The organism is Caproiciproducens puteiluti, assembly GCF_052442865.1.
Lineage (GTDB): Bacteria > Bacillota > Clostridia > Oscillospirales > Acutalibacteraceae > Caproiciproducens.
This window is the reverse complement of record NZ_CP194790.1, coordinates 3803592-3820035: the sequence shown is the minus strand read 5'-3', so window position 1 is coordinate 3820035 and position 16444 is coordinate 3803592. Positions and strand designations below refer to the sequence as shown.

Genomic DNA, 16444 nt, shown 5'->3' with positions numbered 1-16444 from the left:
CGGAGGAAATTATGCCTACTGTATATTTGGTGATACCATGCTATAACGAGGAAGAGGTTTTGCCGGAAACGGTGAAACGGCTGACAATCAAAATGAATTCCATGATCAAGGCCGGGCGCGCCGACGAAAAAAGCCGGATGCTCCTTGTGGATGACGGCAGCCGCGACCGCACCTGGGAGATGATCAGCGGGTACTGTGAAGAAAATACGCTGGTCAGCGGGATCAAGCTCGCGCACAACCGCGGCCACCAGAACGCGCTTCTGGCGGGGCTGATGACCGCGAAGGAATACTGCGACTGCGCGATCAGTCTGGACGCCGACCTGCAGGACGACATTGAAGTGCTGGACCAGTTTGTGGACAAGTTTACCGACGGCTGCGACGTGGTCTACGGAGTGCGCAACAAGCGCGAGACGGACACGGCTTTTAAGCGCACCACCGCGCAGGGCTTTTATAAATTCATGAAGGTGCTCGGGGTGGACGTCGTCTATAACCACGCGGACTACCGGCTGATGAGCCGCCGCGCGCTGGACGCGCTGAGCGAATACAAAGAGGTCAACCTGTTCCTGCGCGGGATCGTGCCGCTGATCGGCTACCGGAGCGACTACGTGTACTACGACCGGAACGAGCGCTTTGCGGGCGAGTCGAAATATCCGCTGAAAAAAATGCTTTCCTTCGCGCTGGACGGCATCACGTCCTTCAGCGTGAAGCCGCTGAAAATGATCTCCACCCTGGGGGTCATCCTGTCCCTGCTGAGCATTCTGGGACTGATCTACGCGCTGGTTTCGTATTTTATGGGCCTTGCGGTCGCGGGCTGGACGGCGATCGTCTGCTCCATCTGGCTGCTCGGCGGCATCCAGCTGCTGTGTCTCGGCGTGGTGGGCGGCTATGTCGGCAAGATCTACAGCGAAGTCAAGGCAAGGCCGCGTTTCCTGATCGAGGAATTTAAAAAATAGCCCGGATTTTACGGAAAAAGGAAGAATTTTGACCCGTAAAAAATTGCCCCGGAAATGAACCGGCAATATTACCCGGGAAATTTTCAGGATATCAGAAAGCGGACAGGTTTTCCTGCCCGCTTGTTATTTTAGAAGGATGCGCGTTTCCCCCGGGTTCAGGCTGATGAGCTTGGCGGAAATGCGCGGGTGCTTGAGCTGTTTGCGCACCATGTCGCGCAGCACCTGGCCGCTGTTGTAGCCGTGGATGACGCGGATTTCCGAAATGCTTTTGTCCGCGCGGGTCAAAAGCTGCTCCAGGCCGCGTTTGGCCTCGCCGGCGGTCATGCCGTGAATATCCACTTCCAGAACGCTGCCGTGTTTTGTCTGAAGCATTGTTTTCCCCACCGTATCTTTCTGTTTCGGCAATCCGGAAAAGCAGAAAGCCGCCTAACAAAAAAGCATCCTTTTATTTAAAAAACGAATATGATTACAGCGTTTCCAGTTGATTCTGCAACAAGTTTGGGTTTCTCCCCCGCCGGAGGCGGGGAGAAACCTGTTTTGTCTCACAAACTGAAATAGAATTGCTGTAGGATAATATCAGAGTCAGGCTTCGCCTGCCGGCCCCCTCAAAGAGGGAGCCAAAAGGAGAAACGACTTTATCGACAGCCTGAAATATTATACAACTGATATTATAACATCAATCTGAAAAAAAGGAAGCGTCCGGAAAGTCAAAAACAGGGATGGACGATCGGGTCCTTTATGCTATAATAAAGAGAATGGGAGGGATTCGGAGTGAAGGTTGTCGATCTGAGAAACGTCTTTGCAAGCTGTAACGACGTGCTGATTGAAATCAGCGATCATTTTATTTATTATGCAGAAGAGAAAAGAGAGGAAGGCCACAACAACCTCTTTATTCTGGAATATAACCGCGTTACGCGCCGTGAGCGGATCATCGCGAACTATTTTCTGAGCAATCCGGCTTTTGTACAGCATTTTTTCAGCTTTCCGGAGGACATTATCGTCGTGATGGAAAGCGGGGAAAGCGATGCCTGGATTTTACGGATCGACAAGCACACGGGCGCGGAGAGAAATATGGCCACGCTGAACTTTATCGGCGGGTTTTCGGACTGCACCGCGCTGGACGAAAGCCATCTGGTGATTTATACCAAAGAGAACGCGCAGCACCGGGCGCTGTTTGAGGACTACAAAAAGCTGACCGGTTTTGAAAAAGTGGCGTATCTTTACGATATTGACGATGAAAAGTACTATTATGTGCGCGACCCGCGCGTCTGTACCGCTGACAGCGCCGGATTAATTTCCTACGAGGCGGACGGGCAGAAACAGCTTCTGGTTTTGCAGCCGCACGGCGACGAGGAGGAAAAGGAGCATTGCTTCCGGAACATCCGCTGGCTGGGCGACAATATCAACGACAACGTCTGGCTTTGCCCGCTGTTCGACTTTATTGTCGCCGTCAAGACGGGGGAGGAGCGCGCCCCACTGGAGCTGATCCTGAGCGCGGGGACCCCGGGGCTGGTGCGCTTTGCCGGGATGGACGGCGGCAGCCTGTATTTCCGGGTCAAGTATTTTCCGACCGGCGACCAGAGAATCTGCGCTTACGATAAAATGACGGGGAAAAAGTCGATTGTGGCGGAGCTGAACCTGAAGGAGGACGAGGCCCCCGCCATGTTCAGTATCGACGGCAGCGGCGCGCGGGTCTACCGGATTACGGAGGAAGAGGACGGTTACCGGGTGGACGGCGTGCTGAATTCCGAAATCCACACGCGGTACAGCAAGGAGCTGGGGGAGTTTTTCGCCTGTGTGGACGACCGGTTCCTTCTGGCCCGCTATATTCTTGCGGACGACAAGGATTCCTTTGAGTTCAATTCGGTCTTTGATGCGCAGACGGGGACTCAAAAAAGCTATGAGTGCAGCTGCGCCGTGCAGGGCGGCACCGTGGTGCTGTACTGATAAAACATAATGATTTCGGGTGATGTTTACATGACAGTCTATGAGAGGATTCGGAATTTAAGGGAAGACAGGGATCTGAAACAAAAGGATTTGGCCGGGCTGCTTTCCATTGGGCAGACCACCTATTCGGATTATGAATTAGGGAAGCTGGGTGTTCCCATATCGGTTCTGGTTCAGCTGGCAGAGTACTACGGAACCAGCATAGATTATCTTGTCGGTCTGGCGGACGTCGAAACGCCCTATCCAAGAAGAAAACAGAGGGAATAAACCTCACATGAAAAGGGCGAAGACAGAAGCTTCTGTCTTCGCCCTTGTTTTGTTTTGGCTGGTTATTTGGACGATGCGGCGCTTGCCGTTGAGGCAGCCGCCGAAGAGGCCGGAGCGGAGGATGCCGCAGCCGCGGAAGATGCTGCCGCCGCGGAGGAGGTCTTTGTCTCAAACATGGAAGGCTTATAGGAATCGATCGCCTTCTGGTTCAGCGTAACGTTGGTGTACGCCGCCGCTTCCTTTTCGATTTCGTCGGAGTATTCCTGACCCTTCAGCTGGGCCAGAATGGAGCTGCGGGTGCTTTCGGTACCGAGCTGCTCGGCGGTTTTTTTGGTGATATCATTTTTCATCGCGACCAGATAGGTGCCGGAGATTTCCGCCGCCTTGACCTCGCCCGGCTTCATCGAAGAGAAGAGGGAAAGGAAATCCGCCGGGAAACCGGAATTGCTGTCCAGAATTTCGGTGCCGGACTGAAGCTGGTCGGTCGTCTGTTTGGAAGAGGTCTTATAAGCGTCGGCAGCCTGCTGCATGGTCATTTTTCCGGCTTTGATGTCCGCCGCGTAGCCGTTGAATTCTTTTTCCAGCGCGGCCTGCTCGGCTTCCGTGATCATCACCGTGCTGCCGTTGGCGTCGGTGTTGTAAAGCGGCTTGAGGAAATAGGAAAAGTCGGTGTAGTTCTTCTCAAAATAGGCTTTCAGGTCGGCGTCGGAAACTTCTTTTTTGCCGCCCTTGCCATAGAGGGCCGTAAACACCTTCTGATATTTGGTGTAATAGTCCGAATACGCAAGATTGAACGAACTCTTTGAGATACCGTATTTTTCAAGGGTGGAGCTTGCCTGCGCCCACTGGGAATCCGTGCTGGAGCTGATGGACTTCGTTTCGTCCGCGGTCAGGGAAAGGCCGAGCTCTTTCATTTTATCGTTCATCACAAAGAGCATCTTTGTGGAATTCAGCGCTTTTTCTTTAATATAGGCTTCCGCGTCCTTGCCGTCGATCTTCTGTTCCAGGAGCGGCTTCGACGAGTCCGTCGCCAGGGATTGCGCATTCTGGTAAGCATAATACAGATTATAGATATATACTCCGATGGGAGCGGTCAGGCTGTCGTTTTTCATCGCCCAGCTTTTGTCGCTTTTACATGCGGTCATGCCTGCTATCATGGCAACGGCCAGCACTGCGGCGACCACCTTTTTCGACTTCTTTAACATAACTACCTCCATGCGCTTGTGCGCAGCCAAAATTTGAACAGGTGCCGGGCCTCGTCTGTCAACAAGACCTGATTCAAGTTTCACCAGATTATTATACTCTTATCCATCCGGCTTGTCCAGTGCGCCGCCCGGCGATTTTGTGAAGGTTGTGTGAAACCTTGGTGGAAAACCGGTGAGTTTTTGCGCGGTATGACGTTATTCGCGGATCGTGTTGAGAATTTCGGTCAAAGTGTCCAGCGGGGTGGCGCCCGGGAGGATTTTGACGCTGATGTACGGCTTCGCTCCGGCGTTCAGCATCACGCGGGAACGCATGGAGGAAATGAGGGAACCGACCTGCTTCATGTCGATGTTTGTCTTATAAAGGAGCAGAACGTCGTTCTGCTGTTTGATTTCATAAATGCCCAGCTGGGAAGCAAGATTGCGCAGGAGCGCGACCTCGATCAGGCCGTTTACACTCTCCGGCGGGTCGCCGAAACGGTCGATCAGCTCGTCGGTCACGTCGAGCGCGTCCTCGCGGGTGCGGATGTCCGCGATGCGGCGGTAAATCTCCAGCCGCTGGCTGAGGTTGGAAATGTAGCTTTCCGGGATATGCGCCTGAATCTGCATATCCACAAGGCATTCCCGGTCGTACTCGGGCGGGGTTTCGCCCTTCTCGCGGCTGATCGCCTCCGCCAGCAGGTGCAGGTACATGTCGTAGCCGACGGCTTCCATATGGCCGTGCTGTTCGCCGCCCAGAATGTTCCCCGCACCGCGGATTTCAAGGTCGCGCATGGCGATTTTGAAGCCGGAGCCGAATTCCGTGAACTCACGGATGGCGGAAAGCCGTTTCTGGGCGATTTCCGTCAGCACCTTGTTGGGCGTAAAGGTCAGGTAAGCGTAGGCGCGGCGGCTGGACCGCCCCACGCGGCCCCGGATCTGATGGAGCTGGGAAAGGCCCATCCGGTCCGCGCTTTCGATAATCAGCGTGTTGGCGTTGGGCACGTCCACGCCGGTTTCAATGATCGTCGTGCAGACGAGCACGTCGATTTCGTGCTCGATCAGGCGGCGCCAGACCTCGGAAAGCTCCTGCTCGTTCATTTTGCCGTGGCCGAAGCCGATGCGCGCCTCCGGAATCTGCGCCTGCAGGCGGGCGGCGGTGCGCTCAATGGTGGCGACGTCGTTGTGCAGGTAGTAAACCTGCCCTCCGCGCCGCAGCTCGCGCCGGATGGCTTCGTTGATCAGGCCGCTGTCGTGCTCCAGCACATAGGTCTGCACCGGGTGGCGGTCGTGCGGCGCTTCCTCGATCAGGCTCATGTCGCGGATGCCGGACAGCGCCATGTTCAGCGTGCGCGGAATCGGCGTGGCCGAAAGGGTGAGGACGTCCACATTTTTACACAGCGCCTTGAGCTTTTCCTTCTGCGCGACGCCGAAGCGCTGTTCCTCGTCGATGATGACCAGTCCCAGATCGTGGAATTTTACGTCCTTGGAAACAAGGCGGTGCGTGCCGACCACCATGTCGACCTCCCCGCGCTTCAAACGCCGCAGGATTTCCTCCTGCTGCTTGGGCGTGCGGAAGCGGGAAAGCAGCTCGATCCGGACCGGGAAGCCCTCCATGCGCTTGGTGATGGTCTGGAAGTGCTGCCACGCGAGGATGGTGGTGGGCACGAGCATGGCGCACTGCTTGGAGTCCGTAACGCACTTGAACGCGGCGCGCAGGGCGACCTCCGTTTTCCCGAAGCCCACGTCCCCGCACAGAAGCCGATCCATGGGGGCCTCCCGCTCCATATCGCTCTTGATCTCGTCGATACAGCGGAGCTGGGCCTCCGTTTCGTCGTATTCAAAATGCGCTTCAAAGTCGCGCTGCCACTCGTTGTCCTGCGGGAAGGCGTGTCCCTGTGCCTGCATCCGTTCGGCGTAAAGCTTCATCAGCTCCTTCGCCATATCCTTGACCGCCGCGCGGACCCTCGCCTTGGCTTTCTGCCATTCCGCGCCGCCCAGGCGGTGCAGCTTGACGGTCGCGTCCTCGCGCGGGCCGATGTATTTGGAAACCATGTCCAACTGGGTGACAGGAACGTACAGGGTGTCGTTTTTGGCGTACCGCAGCTTGATATAATCCTTGACAATGCCGTGCATGTCGAGCTTGTGGATGCCCTCGAACACGCCGATACCGTGGGACGCATGTACCACGTAGTCGCCGGGGGTCAGCTCCGCAAGGCTGTAGATTTCCTGGCTGTTCTTGCTGCGCTTGGCCTTTTTGGCGGGCGCGGTGATCAGGCGGCCGTGGGTAATCAGGCCGAAAAACGCGCCGGGGTATTCCAGCCCGGCGGAAAGCGCCCCGGTGGTGACCACAACGGTCCCGCGCTGGACGGTTTCCGGGTTTTCCACGTAACCCGCGGGCAGCCCGGCCGCCTGCAGGTCGGCGGCGGTGGTCCGCGCGCTGCGCTCGCTCCCGGCGAGCACTACGCAGGCCCACTTGGTCGCCATCATGTTCTGTACGTCTTCGCTCAAAAGCTGTGTGCTGCCGCCCCAGACGGAGAGCTGCCGCGCGGTCATCCCGATCAGGGTGCGCACCGGCGTTTCGTAGCTGCCTCGCACAAAGGTGTCCAGATAGACCGCGCCGCGCCGCTCGCACAGATCGAGCGCGTACGGCCAGTCCCCGCTGAAGGTGTCCAGCCCGCGGCAGAGCGTGCCCTCCTGCAGAAGGTCCTTGACGTCCTCGCCCCACTGCCAAAGCGTGCTGCGCATCCGCTCCTTGGACTTGACCGGCTCGCTGACGAACAGCAGGGTGCCGGGTTCCATATAGTCGAACAGGGTCGCCGTGGCGCTGTACAGCAGGGAGATATATTTGTCCGCGCATCCGATGCGGACGCCGTTTTCCAGCTTTTCCGCCTGCTCCGTCAAAACGGTCCTGGCGGCGGGAGCCGTCTTTCCGCGCAGGGTGGATGCGTGTTTCATGATCTTGTCCGCGAGAAGCCCCGGGTTGTCAATCAGCGCTTCCACCGCGGGGGCGATGACGAGCTGCTCCGCGGTTTCCGTGCGGCGCTGGGTTTCCAGGTCGAACAGGGAAATCGTGTCGATTTCGTCGCCCCAGAACTCCACGCGTGCCGGGTTGGGCGCGTCCGGGGTAAAGATGTCCAGGATACCGCCGCGCTGGGAGAACTGGCCCGTGCCGTCCACCTGAACGGCGCGTTCATACCCGCAGGCGGTCAGGGCGGCAAGCACCTGCGCCATGGAGACGGTATCGCCCGCCTTCAGCGTAACGGTGCGCTTTTTCAGCTCGGCGGGGGGGATGGTGTACTGGAGCGCCGCGTCCATACAGCAGACGACCGCGTCGCACGCGCCGTTCAACGTCTGCTCAAGCACCTGCAGACGCTGATGCTCGTACTCGTGGCTGCTGCCCGCGGTGTCGCGGAAATTGAAGTCGCGCACGGGGTAAAACAGCGGCTTCATGCCCATGGCGGCAAGGTCGTCGCACAGGCGCTGGGCCTCGTTTTCGTCACCGGCAACAACAAAAGCCCTGCGTTTTGATTTTACGCAGAGCGAGTAGATGATATTTGCTTTATGGATTCCGGAAAGCCCGGTCACTGCCGCCGGCAGCGCAGAGGTTTTGACGGCGGCTTCAAGCTCCTGAAACTCCTTGAGGCCGCTGATTGCATTGGTGAGAAATTTCATGAAATCTCCCTTATTCTGAAGGAATCGGAAAATCACGCTTTTCCATTCTTTTCATTGCTTCTTTATTATATGCGTTCGTTAGGAATTATATTTGTTCATCGCTTCGGCGGCGTCTCCCTGCACCATCAGCTCCACAGAGGAGTTGGCGTGGTCAATCGCCTCGTACAGCGCCTTTCTGTCCGCTTCCGTAAATTTGGAAAGCACCCAGTCGGCAAGGTCCCACTGGGGATTCGGCTTTGCGCCCGTGCCGAGCTTGATGCGCGGGAAACGGTCGCTCCCGCTCAGGTAGATGATGTTTTTCATGCCGTTCTGGCCGCCGTCGCTGCCCTTCATGCGGATGCGCATACGGCCCGGCTCCAGCGAAACGTCGTCGAAAAGGACGATCACCTTTTCCGGGGGCAGCTTGTAAAAGGCCATGGCCTCGGTGACGCTCTGGCCGCTCAGGTTCATATAGGTGGAGGGCTTGAGCAGAAGCACCTTTTTCCCGCCGATCACGGCGGTACCGGTCAGCCCCTTGAACCGGATGCGGTCGACCCGCGCCCCGGCCTTCTCCGCAATATAGTCAAGCGCCATAAAGCCCGCGTTGTGGCGCGTGCCCTCGTATTTGCCGCCGGGGTTGCCCAGACCGGCGACAATGTATTCGACCGGGCCGGCCGGCTCGGCGCTTCTTGCAAAGATGTTTTTAAACATGTTCCGTAACCTCGATCTGATATTTGGACCTGCCGGTCGGCAAGCGGACCATGCGGTCGGCAGGCGCCTACGGCGATGCTTCCAATTAGCTTACATTAAATCGTGAGAAAGATGCTCCGAAACTCCTTCCGACGCGCCGGGCGCGCCACCTCCCTCACGGAGGGAGGCGGGGGCTTGGCCTCTTTTGGCTCCCTCTTTGAGGGAGCTGGCAGGCGGAGCCTGACTGAGGGAGTCTACATTTTCTCCCTTTGGTTTTCATTAGTGCATCGCCGCAAGTAGGAGTTGATCGTCAGCTCTGCCCTCAGGCCGGGCAGGGACCTGCCGGTCGGGAAGCGCCTACGGCGGACTCGACTGCAAGCAAAAAACGACCAAATAGCTAATTTCGTCGTTCTAAGCGACGCCGGGAGTCCAAAATCCCCCTGCACCCCCGAGGTATCCCCAAAGCACCTTTATGTGACACGGTATCATTATGGTTTTCATTGACGGGGGGATACGAAAAAGCAAGGACTGCCGCGAAGCGGCTGGGGAAATTTGCTGTAAGCCCAAGTAAGGGACGGGCTTCTCCCATCTATTTCCATAATCTTCCGTTATTTTACAATTTCTATTGCACTGGCAAAGAAAACGCGCTATAATCGGTTTGTAAGGCACAATAAAAAGTGCAGAGCAGGAACGGGGTGCACCACCACCCCGCCCCCTGCATACGGAGAATACACCTCCATACGCAACCGAATAATCGGCGCACTGCGGATATTATTATACCGCCTCTTTGCAGTTTTGTACAGGGGTGATTTGTATCCGTTTGCACCTGACGGCGTTGTATATGGATGAAGTCATCCGTGTACGGCGTTTTTTTGTGCCCTGCCGCAGGAAGGCCGGCGGTGAGGGTCCCCCGAATGGCTTTTCCCCGCCGGTCCTTTTTGTGTTAAATTTTTAAAAACTTGCTAAAAATTTTTTATTATTTCCTTCGTTGATGCGCCAATAAAGGCGCAGGGGGGAACTCCTTTCGTCGCGCCGAGCGCGACACCTCCCTCACGGAGGGAGGCAGGGGGTCTCTCTCTTTAGGCTCCCTCTTGAGGGAGCCGGCAGGCGCAGCTTGACTGAGGGAGTCTAATAAGAAACCCGACTGAAAATGAATACAACTCGGCCCCGTTTTTGAAGGGGCCGCCACTTGGTGGGGAGTTTAACATATGCTTGGCCGGGGGGAGTTCCCCCATTCCCCCCGGAACCATGCGGTCGGCAGGCGGACCTGCCGGTCGGGAAGCGCCTATGGCGATGCTTCCAATCGGCTTACGTAAAATCGGGAGTGGATTGCTCCGAGACTCCCTCCGTCGCGGCGGGCGCGACACCTCCCTCACGGAGGGAGGCAGGTGCTCGGGCCCCTTCTCCGAGAAATTTTAATACTCGTTTCCGTTCCCCGTCAATGAAAACCATGCAGGTTTCGTATTTCATAAAGACACTTTGGGGATACCTGGGGGTGCAGGGGGATTTTATGGAACCCTCCCGCCGGGAATTAAAAATCCCCCTGCGCGTCCTTTGCCTACTTTCGGACAAACGCGAAAGTAGGGGCCCGCCCGGCCTGAGGGCAGAGCTGACGAGCAACTCCTACTTGCGGCGATGCTCTCAGATAGCTATCTGTTGAATTGCGTTGATACGTTTCCGAAGAAACTCCTTCCGACGCGCCGGGCGCGCCACCTCCCTCACGGAGGGAGGCAAGGGTTCTGCCCCTTCCCCGAGGGGACTCAGGCGAAGCCTGACGGAAGGAGTCTAATAGAAACCCGACTGAAAAAGATTACAACTCGGCCCCGATTTTTGAAGGGACCGCCACTTGGTGGGGGAATTTAACATATGCCGGGGGAGGCCGTCCCTCCCTCCGGTGCCCCGCCCGATTCAGGGCAGGGGAAAGCAATATGGCGGGATAGATTGCTCTACCCCACCTGATACTGCATTTTCATTCCTTTATCAGACAAACATGGGAGAAACAGGCTTGTCTTCGTAAATCCTCTCGATTGCCTCCGCGAACAGCGGGGCGACGGGCAGAATCGTAAAGTTGTCCAGATGCTTTTCGGGAGCGAGGGGGATGGTGTCGAGCAGGACGAGCTCTTTGATGGGGCTTTCCTTAATGCGCTCGATGGCCGGGCCGGAAAGGACCGCGTGGGTCGCGCAGGCGTTGACTTCCTTCGCGCCCTTGTCCATGATGGCGCAGGCCGCGTTGCAGAGGGTCCCGGCGGTGTCGATCATATCGTCGACGAGCACGACCTTCTTGCCCTTTACGTCGCCGATGATGTTCATGACCTCGCACACGTTGGCCTTCTGGCGGCGCTTGTCCACAATCGCGAGCGGGCAGCCGATGCGGGCGGCGAAATTGCGCGCGCGGGTAACGGAGCCCAGGTCGGGGGATACGATCACGTAATCGTCGGTTTCGTCGCCGATGCGCTCTTTCAGGAAAGAGGAAAGAATCGGCGCGCCGAGAAGATGATCCACGGGGATATTGAAGAAGCCCTGAATCTGGGGTGCGTGAAGATCCATGGTCAGCACGCGGTCTGCACCGGCGGTGGTGATCAGATCGGCGCAGAGTTTTGCCGAAATCGGGTCGCGGGCTTTTGCCTTGCGGTCCTGACGGGCGTAGCCGAAGTACGGCATGACGGCGGTGATGCGCGCCGCGGAAGCGCGTTTCATCGCGTCGACCATAATGAGCAGCTCCATCAGGTTGTTGTTGACCGGCGCGCAGGTCGACTGGACAATAAAGCAGTCGGAACCGCGGACCGATTCAAAAAGAGATAGGGAAATTTCACCGTCGCTGAAGGTGGAAACCTCGCTCTTGCCCATCGGAAGGCCCAGACACTCCGAAATCTGTTTTGCTACGCGCTGGCTGGCGTTGGCAGCAAAAATCTTGATATCCTTGCCATGAAAGTTCATTTGCATATCCCCCTGTATTCTGTTGACTCAAACTATATTCTGGTTAATAACAGAAAAAGGCGCAACGGCCTTGTTTGATGGAATCACGCTGTTTTCGCACTGTACGGAAATCAGCTGTACGCCGTCCCCAACCCGGCAGTCCGATAAAAAAGAATGCGGCCCCACAGTGCAGTTGCAGCCGATCACGGTTGCTCCGCGCAAAATGGTGCCGGGTAAGATACAGGTATCGCTGCCGATGACCACGTCCGGGCCGATCATCACGCCGTCGCGGCACGGAATTTCCACTCCGTTGCGCATATGGCGGGAAAGGATTTCGTCGCGGGCGACGGAGTTCAGCGCGTTGAGCTGCAGGCAGTCGTTCGCGCCCAGCACGGCGTTTGCGTCGCCGGTGGTATGGGCCCCGGCGTTTTTGCCGTTTTCAATCAGCAGTTTGACCGCGTCGGTCAGATAATATTCACCCTGCGCATTGTTGTTCTGGATTTTGGAAAGAATGTCCAGAAGGTCGTCCACACGGAACCAGTATGCGCCGGAGTTGATTTCACAGATGGAAAGGGTCGCGAAGTCAGCGTCTTTCTGTTCCACAATCGCGCTGATGAGGTGGGTTTCCGGGTCGCGCACAATGCGGCCGTACCCGGTGGGGTCGTCCAGAACGGCGGAAATGACGGTAACCGCGTTGCCGTTCTCAACGTGGTCCTTCAGCGCTTCGCCGATCACAGAGGAACCGACAAACGGAGCGTCTCCGTTTAAAATCAAAACATTTTCCCCGCGGTGGCCGCGCAGAAAGTGCTCGGTCATCATAACGGCGTGGCCGGTGCCCTTGCGCTCAGGCTGAAGAACGTGGGAAATCGGGGCAAAGGTACCGCTTTCGTTCAGAAGGGAAAGGTACCGCTCGACCTCCTCATGCATATAGCCGGTGACTACACAGATACCGGAAACTCCCGCGCCGTGCGCGGAATCAATCACCCATTGCAGCATCGGCTTGAAAAGTACCGGTGAAAGCACTTTGGGGCGGTTGGACTTCATCCGTTTCCCCTCGCCGGCGGCAAGAATTACTGCACAGCATTCCTCTGGCATGTTGTTTCCTCCGTGATTATCTATAGCATTAGCGTCTGAGCATAAAAATACATTCTAGGTTATCTCTATTATCTCATAAGAATCAGAATTTTCAAGATATAAATCAACTTTTGAATATGATTTGTGAAAGATACTCTGTTTTTACAAAATTTAATTTGAAATATCAGGCGGTTTTATAAAAAAACATATAGTAATTTCTAACTCTTTTTGCTATAATACATTTTGAGCGACTATTTACAAAATTACAAATTAATATAGCTCGTCAAAACAAACAATTTAATAGGAGGTACTGTTAATGAGCCACAAGTACGTTTACCTTTTCTCCGAAGGCAATGGCAAAATGAGAGAGCTTCTCGGAGGCAAAGGCGCTAACTTAGCCGAGATGACCGTTCTTGGCATGCCTGTTCCGCAGGGCTTTACGATTTCCACCGAAGCCTGTACGCAATACTATAAGGACGGCCGTGAAATCAACGCCGATATTCAGGCTGAAATTTATGAATACCTCGCAAAAATGGAAAAGATCTCCGGCAAAAAGTTCGCCGATCCGACAAATCCGCTGCTGGTTTCCGTACGTTCCGGCGCCCGCGCTTCCATGCCGGGTATGATGGATACCATCCTGAACCTCGGCCTGAACGATACTGTTGTGGAAGGGCTTGCAAAGCTGACGAACAGCCCCCGCTTTGCTTATGACTCTTACCGCCGCTTTGTACAGATGTTCTCCGACGTTGTGATGGAGCTTTCCAAAACAGAGTTTGAAAAGATCATTGAGGCGAAGAAGCAGGAAAAAGGCGTTAAGATGGATACCGAGCTTGACGCGGACGATATGAAGGACCTTGTTAAAAAATTCAAGGCTTTCTATAAAGCCCAGAAGGGCGAGGACTTCCCGACCGAGCCGAAGGTTCAGCTGATGGAAGCCGTCAAGGCCGTATTCCGTTCCTGGGACAACCCCCGCGCGAACGTATACCGCCGCATGAACGAAATCCCTTATGACTGGGGCACCGCCGTCAACGTACAGGCGATGGTGTTCGGCAACTCCGGAGACAAGTCCGGCACGGGCGTTGCGTTTACCCGCAACCCGGCTACGGGCGAAAAGGCTCTCTTCGGTGAGTACCTCATTAACGCACAGGGCGAAGATGTCGTCGCCGGTATCCGCACCCCGTTCCCGATCAGCCACCTCCAGCAGGATATGCCGGAAGTTTACAACCAGTTCGCTGAAATTGCAAACAACCTTGAAAAACATTATACCGACATGCAGGACATGGAGTTCACCATTGAAAACGGCAAGCTCTACATGCTCCAGACCAGAAACGGCAAGAGAACCGCGGCCGCTGCCCTGAAAGTAGCCGTCGACCTGGTTGACGAAGGCATGATCACCGAAGAAGAGGCAGTGCTGAGAGTAGAGCCGAAGCAGCTCGACTCCCTGCTCCATCCCCAGTTCGACGCTACCGCCATTAAAAAGGCAAAGGCGATCGGCAAGGGCCTTGCGGCTTCCCCGGGCGCTGCCTGCGGCAGAGTCGTATTCTCCGCGGAGGACGCGAAGGAATGGCACGATAAGGGCGAGAAGATCGTTCTTGTCCGTCTGGAGACCTCTCCGGAAGACATCGAAGGCATGGCGGTCGCACAGGGCATCCTCACCGTACGCGGCGGCATGACCTCCCACGCGGCGGTTGTTGCGCGCGGCATGGGTACCTGCTGTGTATCCGGCTGCGGCGAAATCGTTGTCGATTACGACGCAAAGAAATTTACCCTCGCTGGCCAGACCATTAAAGAGGGCGACTATATTTCCATCGACGGTTCCACCGGCAATATCTACGCGGAAGCGATTCCGACGGCCGCCGCCAAAATTTCCGGCGACTTCGACCGCTTCATGAAGTGGGCCGACGCTGCCCGTAAGCTGGAAGTTTACACCAACGCCGACACACCGAAGGACGCAAAACAGGGCCGTGATTTCGGCGCGCAGGGCATCGGCCTCTGCCGTACCGAGCACATGTTCTTTGAGGGCCAGCGTATTAAGGCAATGCGTGAAATGATCGTTGCCAAGACCACCGAAGAGCGCGAAAAGGCGCTTGTCAAGCTGACCCCGTTCCAGCAGGGCGACTTTGAGGGCATCTACGAAGTGATGGAAGGCCGTCCGGTCATCATCCGCTTCCTCGATCCGCCGCTCCACGAGTTCCTGCCGACCAAGGAAGAGGACATCAAGGAAATCGCCGGCGAGCTGAACATCACCGTTGCAGACCTGAAGAACGTCATTGCAAGCCTGCACGAGTTCAACCCGATGATGGGCCACCGCGGCTGCCGTCTTGCCGTTTCCTATCCGGAAATCGCCAGAATGCAGACAACGGCCGTCATCAACGCCGCTATCGCAGTCAACAAGAAGCATCCTGAGTTCAAGACCGAGCCGCGCATCATGATTCCACTGGTGGGCGAGCAGAAAGAGCTCAAGTTCGTAAAGGATATCGTTACGGAGACCGCCGATAAGATCATCAAGGAAGCCGGCGTATCCCTCAGATACGAGGTCGGCACCATGATCGAGATTCCGCGCGCCGCTCTGACCGCGGACGACATTGCCAAGGAAGCGGAGTTCTTCAGCTTCGGCACCAACGACCTGACCCAGATGACCTTTGGTTTCAGCCGTGACGACGCCGGTAAGTTCCTGAACTACTACTACGAGAACAAGATTTACGAGTCCGATCCGTTTGCCCACCTTGACCAGAACGGCGTAGGCAAGCTGGTGAAGATGGCGGTTGAGCTTGGCCGCAAGACCAGACCCGAGATCCACCTCGGCATCTGCGGCGAGCACGGCGGCGACCCGACTTCCGTCGAGTTCTGCCACAACGTCGGCCTGAACTATGTATCCTGCTCACCGTTCCGCGTGCCGATCGCACGCCTGGCTGCCGCACAGGCCGCTGTAAAGGAAAAGAGAGCAAAATAAATTTCCCCGCACTTTGATAGACACAGAATTCCCCATGCTCTCAGGAGCATGGGGAATTGTATTCAAGGGATATTTACCGGAAGGAGGCGGGTACGGTTGAACAAGAAGCAGATTAAAAGCATGGTGACCCTGCTGCAGCTTTTCTTGATCGGAGCGCTGTTTTTACCGGCGGGGACCATTGTCGGGGATGCCGCCGGCGACACTGCGCTGAGTGTTTTTCAGATGATTAACCGCTACGCGGGCATGGGCTTTTCCGACGACGCGCTTTTCTACATGGTGATGGCGTGTGTGTTCCCGGCCGCGATTATTATTTTTATGAGGGTCCTGAAGGAAAGAAAAAATTTCGGCGCTTCCGTGGTGCTCTGCGCACTGTACGCGACGGCGTCGGCCTGTTTTTACAGCGCGGCAAAAAGGAAAATGGTGGATTACGCGACCATGACCTGGCTGCCGTATATCATTATTCTGATTTCCCTGACTTCCATGATGCTGCTGATTTTCGGGTTTTTCCAGGCTGCACAGGACGGAGATGGGAAGGAATCCCCCAAAAAGGAGTAATTGACAAAGGCGCCGCGATATCCTATAATATAAAAGTTGTATGCGATTTCCGCTGAAAGAGAGCCGTTTGGCGGATGCCCGCGGAAACCCGCCTTACAGCTTTATTTGTCTCCGTAGCTCAGCTGGATAGAGCGTTCGCCTCCTAAGCGAAAGGCCGCGCGTTCGAATCGCGCCGGGGACGCCAGCGTGACGCTGGATCCAATTCGCGTTTGGGTCCGGCGCTTTTTCTTTACTTTGCCGCCCGGTCGGCGGCG

General features: G+C 56.1%; 11 protein-coding genes and 1 tRNA gene. 6 read left to right on the top strand and 6 right to left on the bottom strand.

What is annotated here, in order from left to right; all coding sequences use genetic code 11:
• Positions 1-8: 8 nt before the first annotated feature.
• On the top strand, positions 9-953 hold the full coding sequence (locus ACRQU7_RS18475) for a glycosyltransferase family 2 protein (RefSeq protein ID WP_170949953.1): 945 nt from the start codon (positions 9-11) through the stop codon (positions 951-953).
• Positions 954-1076: 123 nt separating this feature from the next.
• Here ACRQU7_RS18475 and ACRQU7_RS18470 read toward each other — a convergent pair whose 3' ends face one another.
• Entirely contained in the window at positions 1077-1325 is a 249-nt protein-coding gene (locus ACRQU7_RS18470) for a Smr/MutS family protein (RefSeq protein WP_141826644.1), read from the bottom strand.
• 399 nt (positions 1326-1724) lie between these two features.
• On the opposite strand from ACRQU7_RS18470, the gene ACRQU7_RS18465 reads away from it, so the two are divergent.
• Together ACRQU7_RS18465 and ACRQU7_RS18460 are read left to right on the top strand one after the other, a co-directional pair.
• Positions 1725-2900 carry a hypothetical protein gene (locus ACRQU7_RS18465; protein WP_444642544.1) on the top strand — a complete coding sequence of 392 codons (1176 nt, stop codon included), beginning with the start codon at positions 1725-1727 and terminating at the stop codon, positions 2898-2900.
• 30 nt (positions 2901-2930) lie between these two features.
• Complete coding sequence (locus ACRQU7_RS18460) at positions 2931-3167, top strand: helix-turn-helix domain-containing protein (protein WP_444642542.1); 237 nt, start codon at positions 2931-2933, stop codon at positions 3165-3167.
• Between the two features lie 62 nt (positions 3168-3229).
• Here the strand turns inward: ACRQU7_RS18460 and ACRQU7_RS18455 are convergent, their stop codons facing one another.
• From ACRQU7_RS18455 to ACRQU7_RS18435, 5 genes are all read right to left on the bottom strand, one after another.
• Entirely contained in the window at positions 3230-4372 is a 1143-nt protein-coding gene (locus tag ACRQU7_RS18455; RefSeq protein WP_444642540.1) for a peptidylprolyl isomerase, read from the bottom strand.
• A gap of 195 nt (positions 4373-4567) precedes the next feature.
• Positions 4568-8023, bottom strand: coding sequence for a transcription-repair coupling factor (gene mfd / locus ACRQU7_RS18450; protein ID WP_444642538.1), 3456 nt, complete (start codon positions 8021-8023; stop codon positions 4568-4570).
• Positions 8024-8101: 78 nt separating this feature from the next.
• Entirely contained in the window at positions 8102-8713 is a 612-nt protein-coding gene (gene pth / locus ACRQU7_RS18445; RefSeq protein WP_444642536.1) for an aminoacyl-tRNA hydrolase, read from the bottom strand.
• Between the two features lie 1959 nt (positions 8714-10672).
• Positions 10673-11629: a ribose-phosphate pyrophosphokinase gene (locus tag ACRQU7_RS18440; protein WP_038326125.1), complete on the bottom strand. Its 957-nt coding sequence runs from the start codon at positions 11627-11629 to the stop codon at positions 10673-10675.
• Positions 11630-11656: 27 nt separating this feature from the next.
• On the bottom strand, positions 11657-12703 hold the full coding sequence (locus tag ACRQU7_RS18435) for a sugar phosphate nucleotidyltransferase (RefSeq protein ID WP_141826638.1): 1047 nt from the start codon (positions 12701-12703) through the stop codon (positions 11657-11659).
• Positions 12704-12998: 295 nt separating this feature from the next.
• Here ACRQU7_RS18435 and ppdK point away from each other — a divergent pair, with 295 nt between their 5' ends.
• From ppdK to ACRQU7_RS18420, 3 genes are all read left to right on the top strand, one after another.
• Complete coding sequence (gene ppdK / locus ACRQU7_RS18430) at positions 12999-15635, top strand: pyruvate, phosphate dikinase (protein WP_444642533.1); 2637 nt, start codon at positions 12999-13001, stop codon at positions 15633-15635.
• A gap of 96 nt (positions 15636-15731) precedes the next feature.
• Complete coding sequence (locus tag ACRQU7_RS18425) at positions 15732-16190, top strand: hypothetical protein (RefSeq protein WP_038326122.1); 459 nt, start codon at positions 15732-15734, stop codon at positions 16188-16190.
• Positions 16191-16297: 107 nt separating this feature from the next.
• A tRNA-Arg gene (locus ACRQU7_RS18420) sits at positions 16298-16374 on the top strand.
• Positions 16375-16444: the final 70 nt, after the last annotated feature.

Excerpts from the sequence above, each read along its gene's own strand:
- ACRQU7_RS18470 (WP_141826644.1), bottom strand. The coding sequence starts at position 1,325 with ATGCTTCAGACAAAACACGGCAGCGTTCTGGAAGTGGATATTCACGGC.
- ACRQU7_RS18460 (WP_444642542.1), top strand. The coding sequence starts at position 2,931 with ATGACAGTCTATGAGAGGATTCGGAATTTAAGGGAAGACAGGGATCTG.
- ACRQU7_RS18455 (WP_444642540.1), bottom strand. The coding sequence starts at position 4,372 with ATGTTAAAGAAGTCGAAAAAGGTGGTCGCCGCAGTGCTGGCCGTTGCC.
- mfd (WP_444642538.1), bottom strand. The coding sequence starts at position 8,023 with ATGAAATTTCTCACCAATGCAATCAGCGGCCTCAAGGAGTTTCAGGAG.
- pth (WP_444642536.1), bottom strand. The coding sequence starts at position 8,713 with ATGTTTAAAAACATCTTTGCAAGAAGCGCCGAGCCGGCCGGCCCGGTC.
- ACRQU7_RS18440 (WP_038326125.1), bottom strand. The coding sequence starts at position 11,629 with ATGAACTTTCATGGCAAGGATATCAAGATTTTTGCTGCCAACGCCAGC.
- ACRQU7_RS18435 (WP_141826638.1), bottom strand. The coding sequence starts at position 12,703 with ATGCCAGAGGAATGCTGTGCAGTAATTCTTGCCGCCGGCGAGGGGAAA.
- ppdK (WP_444642533.1), top strand. The coding sequence starts at position 12,999 with ATGAGCCACAAGTACGTTTACCTTTTCTCCGAAGGCAATGGCAAAATG.